Annotated in this window: 6 protein-coding genes; 5 read left to right on the top strand and 1 reads right to left on the bottom strand. The window is 61.7% G+C overall.

Going from position 1 to position 7,137, the window contains the following annotated elements; translation table 11 throughout:
• From B9Z47_RS18215 to ubiA, 4 genes are all read left to right on the top strand, one after another.
• Nucleotides 1–544 (top strand): hypothetical protein (locus B9Z47_RS18215; protein WP_233253879.1); only part of this gene is annotated, 544 nt, incomplete at its 5' end.
• 30 nt (nt 545–574) lie between these two features.
• Nucleotides 575–2,647 (top strand): ATP-dependent DNA helicase RecG, encoded by a 2,073-nt coding sequence (gene recG, locus B9Z47_RS18210; RefSeq protein WP_108332618.1) that lies wholly within the window; start codon nt 575–577, stop codon nt 2,645–2,647.
• Nucleotides 2,648–2,663: 16 nt separating this feature from the next.
• Nucleotides 2,664–3,626 (top strand): LysR substrate-binding domain-containing protein, encoded by a 963-nt coding sequence (locus B9Z47_RS18205; RefSeq protein WP_108332617.1) that lies wholly within the window; start codon nt 2,664–2,666, stop codon nt 3,624–3,626.
• A 110-nt stretch (nt 3,627–3,736) separates the two neighbouring features.
• The gene (gene ubiA, locus B9Z47_RS18200) at nt 3,737–4,594 is read left to right on the top strand and encodes a 4-hydroxybenzoate octaprenyltransferase (RefSeq protein WP_108332616.1); all 858 of its coding nucleotides are present in this window, start codon (nt 3,737–3,739) and stop codon (nt 4,592–4,594) included.
• A gap of 46 nt (nt 4,595–4,640) precedes the next feature.
• Here ubiA and proC read toward each other — a convergent pair whose 3' ends face one another.
• Entirely contained in the window at nt 4,641–5,465 is an 825-nt protein-coding gene (gene proC, locus B9Z47_RS18195; RefSeq protein WP_108332615.1) for a pyrroline-5-carboxylate reductase, read from the bottom strand.
• Nucleotides 5,466–5,554: 89 nt separating this feature from the next.
• On the opposite strand from proC, the gene glpK reads away from it, so the two are divergent.
• Complete coding sequence (gene glpK / locus B9Z47_RS18190; RefSeq protein WP_233253878.1) at nt 5,555–7,066, top strand: glycerol kinase GlpK; 1,512 nt, start codon at nt 5,555–5,557, stop codon at nt 7,064–7,066.
• Nucleotides 7,067–7,137 lie beyond the last annotated feature (71 nt).

The raw sequence follows: 7,137 nt of genomic DNA, 5'->3' as shown, positions 1-7,137 counted from the left end.
ATGGCGTGCCAAGTTAGCTATCGGGGTTGTGGTCCCCAAAAAAGTTTCTCGGCATCTACCCTTGGCTCCTCCACCCTCAAGTTTCTTTCATCATTCGGGGCGTCGCTCTGGATTCATGACAGTTAGCAGGATGTCCTCCTCCAAAGAAACCCAAGCATTTGCGCAGCGACTTCGGCAAGCGCTGGAGGCTTCGGGCGTGCGGATTTCGCCGACGGTGGTGGCCAACGAATTCAACCTCAGGTATTGGGGGCGCAGCATCACCCCGCATACGGCGCGAAATTGGCTGTTGGGCAAGTCCATTCCGACACAGGACAAATTGAGGGTGTTGGCCGATTGGCTGCAAGTGGGCCCTGACGAACTGCGTTTTGGACAGGCGACTGGCTTGCAAAAAGCAGCCGAAGACACCGGTATGACTGCTGGATTCAATATGGCAGATCGAGAAATGCTGAGCCGCTACATGGCATTGCCCGTGCATGATCGAAGAACTGTTCGTGAGGTCGTGGCTGCGATGCATTTGGCAACTCAGGTGCGCGGCGCATCCTAGAAAGGCCTGAGCAGGCGGCACAATCGCCACATGTCTGAAATGCCACCCAGTCGTTTGCCTGCCAAAACACTCAGCGCGCCCCAAAAAGCACTGATCAAGTTGGGCCTGGTGCGTGACATTGATCTGGCCTTGCATTTGCCACTGCGCTACGAGGACGAGACGCGCATCGTCCGGCTGCGCGATGTGCGCGAGGGCGATACCGCGCAGATTGAGGCGACGGTGACGGCGTGTGAGATCACGATGCGGCCGCGCCGCCAGTTGCTGGTGACGGTGGACGACGGCTCGGACACCTGTGTGATGCGGTTTTTCAGTTTTTACCCTTCGCACCAGAAGGCGCTGGCGGTGGGTAACCGCATTCGGGCGCGGGGCGAGGTCAAGGGCGGTTTCATGGGCCTGACCATGATGCACCCGACCTTCAAGGCCGCAGGCGGCAACCTGGCCGAGGCTTTGACGCCGGTGTATTCCACGGTGGCCGGGCTGGCGCAGGCCTATTTGCGCAGGGCTGTCATCACGGGCCTGAACCATGCCGACCTGAGCGAGACGCTGCCCCAAGGCATCCCCTGGCCGGACCCGCGTGGGGCCTGGTCATTGCGCGATGCCTTGCGGTTTTTGCACCACCCCACACCCGATGTTTCGCTGGCCGCGCTCGAAGACCGCAGCCACCCGGCCTGGGTTCGCCTCAAGTGCGAGGAGTTGCTGGCGCAGCAGTTGTCGCAGCTCACCGCCAAGCGCGAGCGCGATTTGTTGCGGGCCCCGGCCCTGAAGCTCAAGTCAAAGGGGTTGTATGGGCAACTTTTGACCGCCTTGCCTTTCGGGCTGACGAATGCCCAGCAGCGCGTGGGCCGCGAGATTGCCAAAGACCTGGCCCGCAACGTACCCATGCACCGCTTGCTGCAAGGCGATGTGGGTGCGGGAAAGACGGTGGTGGCCGCGCTGGCGGCCATGGTGGCCGTGGATGCGGGCTGGCAATGCGCCCTGATGGCCCCGACCGAAATTTTGGCCACCCAGCACTTTGCCAAGCTGGTGGGCTGGCTGGAGCCTTTAGGCGTGAAAGTCGCCTGGCTGATTGGCAGCCAGAAGAAAAAAGAACGTGCCGCCATGCTGGCGCTGATCGAGTCGGGCGAGGCCGCGCTGGTGGTGGGCACGCACGCGGTGATTCAGGACCACGTCAAGTTCAAGAACCTGGCGCTGGCTGTGATCGACGAGCAGCACCGCTTTGGCGTGGCCCAGCGCCTGGCTCTGCGCGGCAAGATGCAGGCCGATGGCATGGAGCCGCACATGCTGATGATGACGGCCACGCCCATCCCGCGCACGCTGGCCATGAGCTATTACGCAGATCTGGATGTCTCTGTGATTGACGAGCTGCCGCCCGGGCGCACGCCCATCGTGACCCGCGTGGTGTCGGACCACCGCCGCGACGAAGTGGTCTCTCGCATCGGTGCGCAGTTGCAAGAGGGTAGGCAGGTGTACTGGGTTTGCCCGCTGATTGAAGAAAGCGAGGCGCTGGACCTGACCAATGCCACGCAAACCCACGCTGACCTGAGCGAAGCCCTGCCGGGCGTGATGGTGGGTCTGTTGCATTCGCGCATGCCCGTGGCCGAAAAGAAGGCGGTGATGGAACTCTTCACCGCTGGGCTGATGGGCGTGCTGGTCAGCACCACGGTGATCGAGGTGGGGGTGGATGTGCCCAATGCCTCGCTGATGGTGATCGAGCATGCCGAGCGCTTTGGCCTGAGCCAGCTGCACCAGTTGCGCGGTCGGGTAGGGCGGGGTGCGGCGGCTTCGGCCTGCGTGCTTTTATATGGCACGCCCGAGGGCGGGCGCTTGAGCGAAACCGCCCGCGAGCGCCTGCGCGCCATGGTGGAGACGAATGACGGTTTCGAGATCGCCCGGCGCGATCTGGAAATTCGGGGGCCGGGCGAGTTTTTGGGGGCACGCCAGTCGGGTGCGCCCTTGCTGCGATTTGCCGATCTGGAGACCGATGGGCACTTGTTGGATTGGGCGAGTGCGCTGGCCCCGCAAATGCTGGACCAGCACCCGCAACTGGCTGAGCGGCACATTCACCGCTGGCTGGGCGGGAAATCCGAATATTTGAAAGCCTGACTGTTAAATTCAAGCCATGACCCTGACCGAACTCAAATACATCGTGGCCGTGGCCCGCGAAAAGCACTTTGGCAAGGCGGCCGAGGCCTGCTTCGTGTCGCAGCCCACCTTGTCGCTGGCCATCAAGAAGCTGGAAGAAGAGCTGGAGGTCAAGCTGTTCGAGCGCAGTGCCAGCGAGGTGTCGGTCACCGCCCTGGGCGAAGAGATCGTGCGCCAGGCGCAAAGCGTGTTGGAGCAGGCCGCCGAGATCAAGGAAATTGCCAAGCGAGGCAAAGACCCTCTGTCGGGCACCATGCGGCTGGGGGTCATCTACACCATCGGGCCGTATTTGCTGCCCGATTTGGTGCGCCAGATCATCACTGACATCCCGCAGATGCCGTTGATGCTGCAAGAGAACTTCACCGTGCGCCTGCTGGAAATGTTGCGCACGGGTGAGATCGACTGCGCCATCCTGGCCGAGCCTTTTCCCGAGTCGGGTCTGGCTGTGGCGCCCTTGTACGACGAGACCTTCATGGCCGCCTTACCCCTGAACCACCCGCTGGCCACAGAGGCGTTCATCACCCCCGATCAGCTGAAAAACGAAACCATGCTGCTGCTGGGCACAGGCCATTGCTTTCGCGACCATGTGCTGGAGGTCTGTCCCGAGTTTGCTCGCTACGCCAGCCAGACCGATGGCATCCGCAAGACTTTCGAGGGCTCGTCGCTGGAGACCATCAAACACATGGTGGCGGCAGGCATGGGCGTGACCTTGGTGCCCCGCTTGTCGGTGCCCGAACTCAAGCCCGTGCTCAAGCGCTCGGGCGGACGGCACGATGCGCCCGTGCGCTACCTGCCCATTGTCGATCCAGCTGGCGGCAAGCCGCCCACCCGCCGTGTGGTGCTGGCCTGGCGGCGCAGCTACACCCGCTATGAAGCGATTGCCGCTGTGCGCAACGCCATCTATGCCTGCCCGCTGCCGGGTGTGACACGGTTGTCCTGAGTGCTGCCTGTGCGAGCGAACCCCCGCTCACGAATGTGGGCCTGAGTCACTGCAAGCATTCGGCCGCAGGGGGGCCTTCCACATGACTTCGGCGCACGGATAATTCACCCATGACCGACAAACTCAAGCTGTATCTGGATTTGATCCGTTGGAACCGGCCTGCGGGCTGGTTGCTGTTGCTCTGGCCCTCATTGGCCGCCTTGTGGGTGGCAGCCGGCGGATTTCCGGGTTGGCATCTGGTTCTGGTCTTCACCCTGGGCACCATCCTCATGCGCAGCGCCGGCTGTTGCATCAACGACGTGGCCGATCGCGACTTTGACAAGCATGTCAAGCGCACGGCCAACCGCCCGGTGACCAGTGGGCGCATCGGCACGCGTGAAGCTTTGGGGGTTGGCGCTGTGCTGGCGCTGAGCGCGTTTGGCTTGGTGCTGACCACCAACACGGCCACCATCGCCTGGTCGTTCGCGGCGTTGGCCGTGACCCTGGTCTACCCCTATGCCAAACGGCTTGTCTCCATGCCACAAGCTGTGCTGGGCGTGGCGTTCAGTTTCGGCATCCCGATTGCGTTTGCGGCGGTGCAAGGGCAAGTGCCGCTTGGGGCTTGGGGCTTGTTGCTGGGGAACCTGTTTTGGGTGCTGGCCTACGACACCGAATACGCCATGGTGGACCGTGACGATGACTTGAAGATCGGCATGAAGACCTCGGCCATCACGCTGGGCGACAAGGATGTGCCCGCCATCATGGCTTTTTATGTGGCGTATTTATGGATATGGGCCTGGCTGCTGGATGCGTCCCAGCAAGGCCTGTGGTTCTGGCTGGCCTGGGCGGTCTCGGCAGGCCAGGTGGCGTGGCATTATTTTTTGATCCGCCACCGCACCCGCGAAGGCTGCTTCACGGCCTTTCGGAAAAACCATTGGCTGGGTTTCAGTGTGTTTGCGGGCGTGGTGCTTTCTTATCCTTGGGGTTGAAAGCTGGCCCATTGCCTTCGGGCGCGTGGTGCCCGTGCGCCAGCTCTCAAGCCTTGCCGAATTCGTCGCCCAATTCACGCGCCCTGTGCTCGGCCGCTTGCATGGCTTTCACAAAAGCGGGTTTGATTCCGGCCGCTTCCATCGCGGTGAGGGCTGCATAAGTGGTGCCACCTTTGGATGTGACGCGCTGGCGCAGCACCTCGGGCGATTCTGTGGATGCTGCCGCCAAAGATGATGCGCCCGAAAACGTGGCCACGGCCAGTTTGTAGGCTTGTTCGGCACTCAAACCCATGCCGACACCGGCTTCGGTCATGGCTTCGAGGAAATAAAACACATAGGCTGGACCTGAGCCCGACAAAGCGGTCACCGCGTCCAGATGGGATTCCTGCTGAACCCACAGGAATTGGCCTGTCGTGCCAATCACCTGCTCGACCAGTGCCTGGTCAGCGGACGTGACCGCCGGGCAGGGGAACAGCCCTGTGATGCCCTGACCCACCAGTGCGGGTGTGTTGGGCATGCAGCGCACCACCCGATCGGTGCCGACCCAACGGCAAATGCTGTCGGTGCGGATGCCTGCTGCGACTGAAAGGTGCAGTGCGCCCAGGGTGTGTGGCATGACAGGGGCAGCGGCTTCACTGAAGACTTGCGGTTTGACGGCCCAGACCACCAGATCAGCCCTTGACAGGGCTGGACCTGCCGCCGGCAGAGCAGTGATGCCAAAGTCTTGGTGCAGCTTGCCCGCAGTTTCGGTGAAGGGCTCGACCACGGTCAATTGTTCAGGCGTCATGCCTTGCCGGATCAGGCCGCCAATGATGGCACTGGCCATATTGCCTCCTCCTATGAAAGCGATGTGGTGTGCAAAAAAAGTCATGAGGCTGAGTCTCGCAGGTGTCTTGGATGAAAGGTCAATTCGGCAATTGTCGCTGTTTGTGCAAGCGTCTTTGCGTTAGCCTTGCGGTCATGGACTACATCCTTTCAATTGACCAAGGCACCACCAGTTCTCGCGCCGTGGTGTTTGACCATGGCGGTCAAGTGGTTGCCATGTCGCAGCGCGAATTCACCCAGCATTTTCCACGGCCAGGATGGGTCGAGCACGATGCCCGGGAAATTTGGCAGACCCAGCTGGCCGTGATGCGGGACGCGCTCGCGCGCGCTGGCATCAACGCGAGTCAACTGCGCGCGATGGGCATCACCAACCAGCGCGAAACCACGGTGTTGTGGGATCGCCGCACGGGTGAGCCCGTGGCACCGGCCATCGTCTGGCAGGACCGGCGTACGGCCGGACTTTGCGATGAGTTGCGGGCGACAGGCCATGCCCCGGGGATTGCCGCCAAAACCGGCTTGGTACTCGATGCTTATTTTTCGGGAACCAAGCTGGCTTGGCTGCTCAACCATGTACCCGGTGCCCGTGTACGTGCAGAGCGCGGTGAATTGGCCTTCGGTACGGTGGACAGCTGGCTGCTGTGGCAACTGACCGGGGGGCGGGTGCATGCCACTGAGCCCAGCAATGCCTCGCGCACGCTGTTGTTCAATTTGAAAACCGGCACTTGGGACCGAGAGATGCTGGCGCTGCTGGATATTCCGCCGGCGGTATTGCCTCAGATCCTGCCTTCTTGTGGGGTGATGGCCGAAACAGACGCCCAGCTGTTGGGAGCCTGCGTGCCGATTGCGGGCTGGGCGGGTGATCAGCAAGCTGCACTTTTCGGACAAGCCTGCTTTGCGCCCGGCATGGCCAAAAATACCTATGGAACTGGCTGCTTCATGCTGATGAATACCGGAGACCAGCCCGTGAGCAGTTCACACCAATTGTTAGGTACGGTGGCCTGGCAAGGTCCTAGCGCAGCTGCGCGCCCCATGGCGTATGCCTTGGAAGGTTCGGTCTTCATGGCCGGAGCCACGGTTCAGTGGTTGCGGGATGGGTTGCAAATTATTGACAGTGCCCCTCAAGTTGAAAGCCTCGCTGCCAGCGTGCCAGATACGGGCGACGTGTTCTTGGTGCCCGCATTTGCAGGCCTGGGCACACCCGATTGGGATGGGCAAGCCAGGGGCACGCTGGTTGGTATGACCCGTGGGACGGGGCGTGCTCACATTGCGCGAGCCGCTTTGGAGGCGATCGCTTTGCAAACGGCCGACGTTTTTCAAGCCATGAGCGCCGACAGTGGTTTGGCCTTGACCGAATTGCGTGTGGATGGGGGGGCTTGCCGAAATGACTTGTTGATGCAAATCCAGGCCGATGTACTGGGTGTGCCCGTGGTGCGCAGCCGGGTAACTGAAACCACAGCCTTGGGTGCGGCCTATCTGGCTGGCCTGGCGACGGATTACTGGGCCAGTTCTGCTGAATTGTCAGCGCAATGGCAAGAAGAACGGCGTTTTGTGCCGCATTGGGATGACGGACGCCGCCAGGACCACAGGGCGCGTTGGCGCGAGGCGGTGAGCCGCTCACGTGGCTGGGCGAAAGCTTCCTGCAGTTGAGGAATGTCCGTGCAAAGCCCGGTGCGTGGGTGGCAACCAAATTTTTTTGGGCAAGTGGTTGCACAAGCCGA

Source organism: Limnohabitans sp. 2KL-1 (genome assembly GCF_003063435.1).
Taxonomy (GTDB): domain Bacteria; phylum Pseudomonadota; class Gammaproteobacteria; order Burkholderiales; family Burkholderiaceae_C; genus Limnohabitans_A.
This window is presented reverse-complemented; position numbering and strand designations above follow the sequence as displayed.

Excerpts from the sequence above, each read along its gene's own strand:
- recG (WP_108332618.1), top strand. The coding sequence starts at position 575 with ATGTCTGAAATGCCACCCAGTCGTTTGCCTGCCAAAACACTCAGCGCG.
- B9Z47_RS18205 (WP_108332617.1), top strand. The coding sequence starts at position 2,664 with ATGACCCTGACCGAACTCAAATACATCGTGGCCGTGGCCCGCGAAAAG.
- ubiA (WP_108332616.1), top strand. The coding sequence starts at position 3,737 with ATGACCGACAAACTCAAGCTGTATCTGGATTTGATCCGTTGGAACCGG.
- proC (WP_108332615.1), bottom strand. The coding sequence starts at position 5,465 with ATGACTTTTTTTGCACACCACATCGCTTTCATAGGAGGAGGCAATATG.
- glpK (WP_233253878.1), top strand. The coding sequence starts at position 5,555 with ATGGACTACATCCTTTCAATTGACCAAGGCACCACCAGTTCTCGCGCC.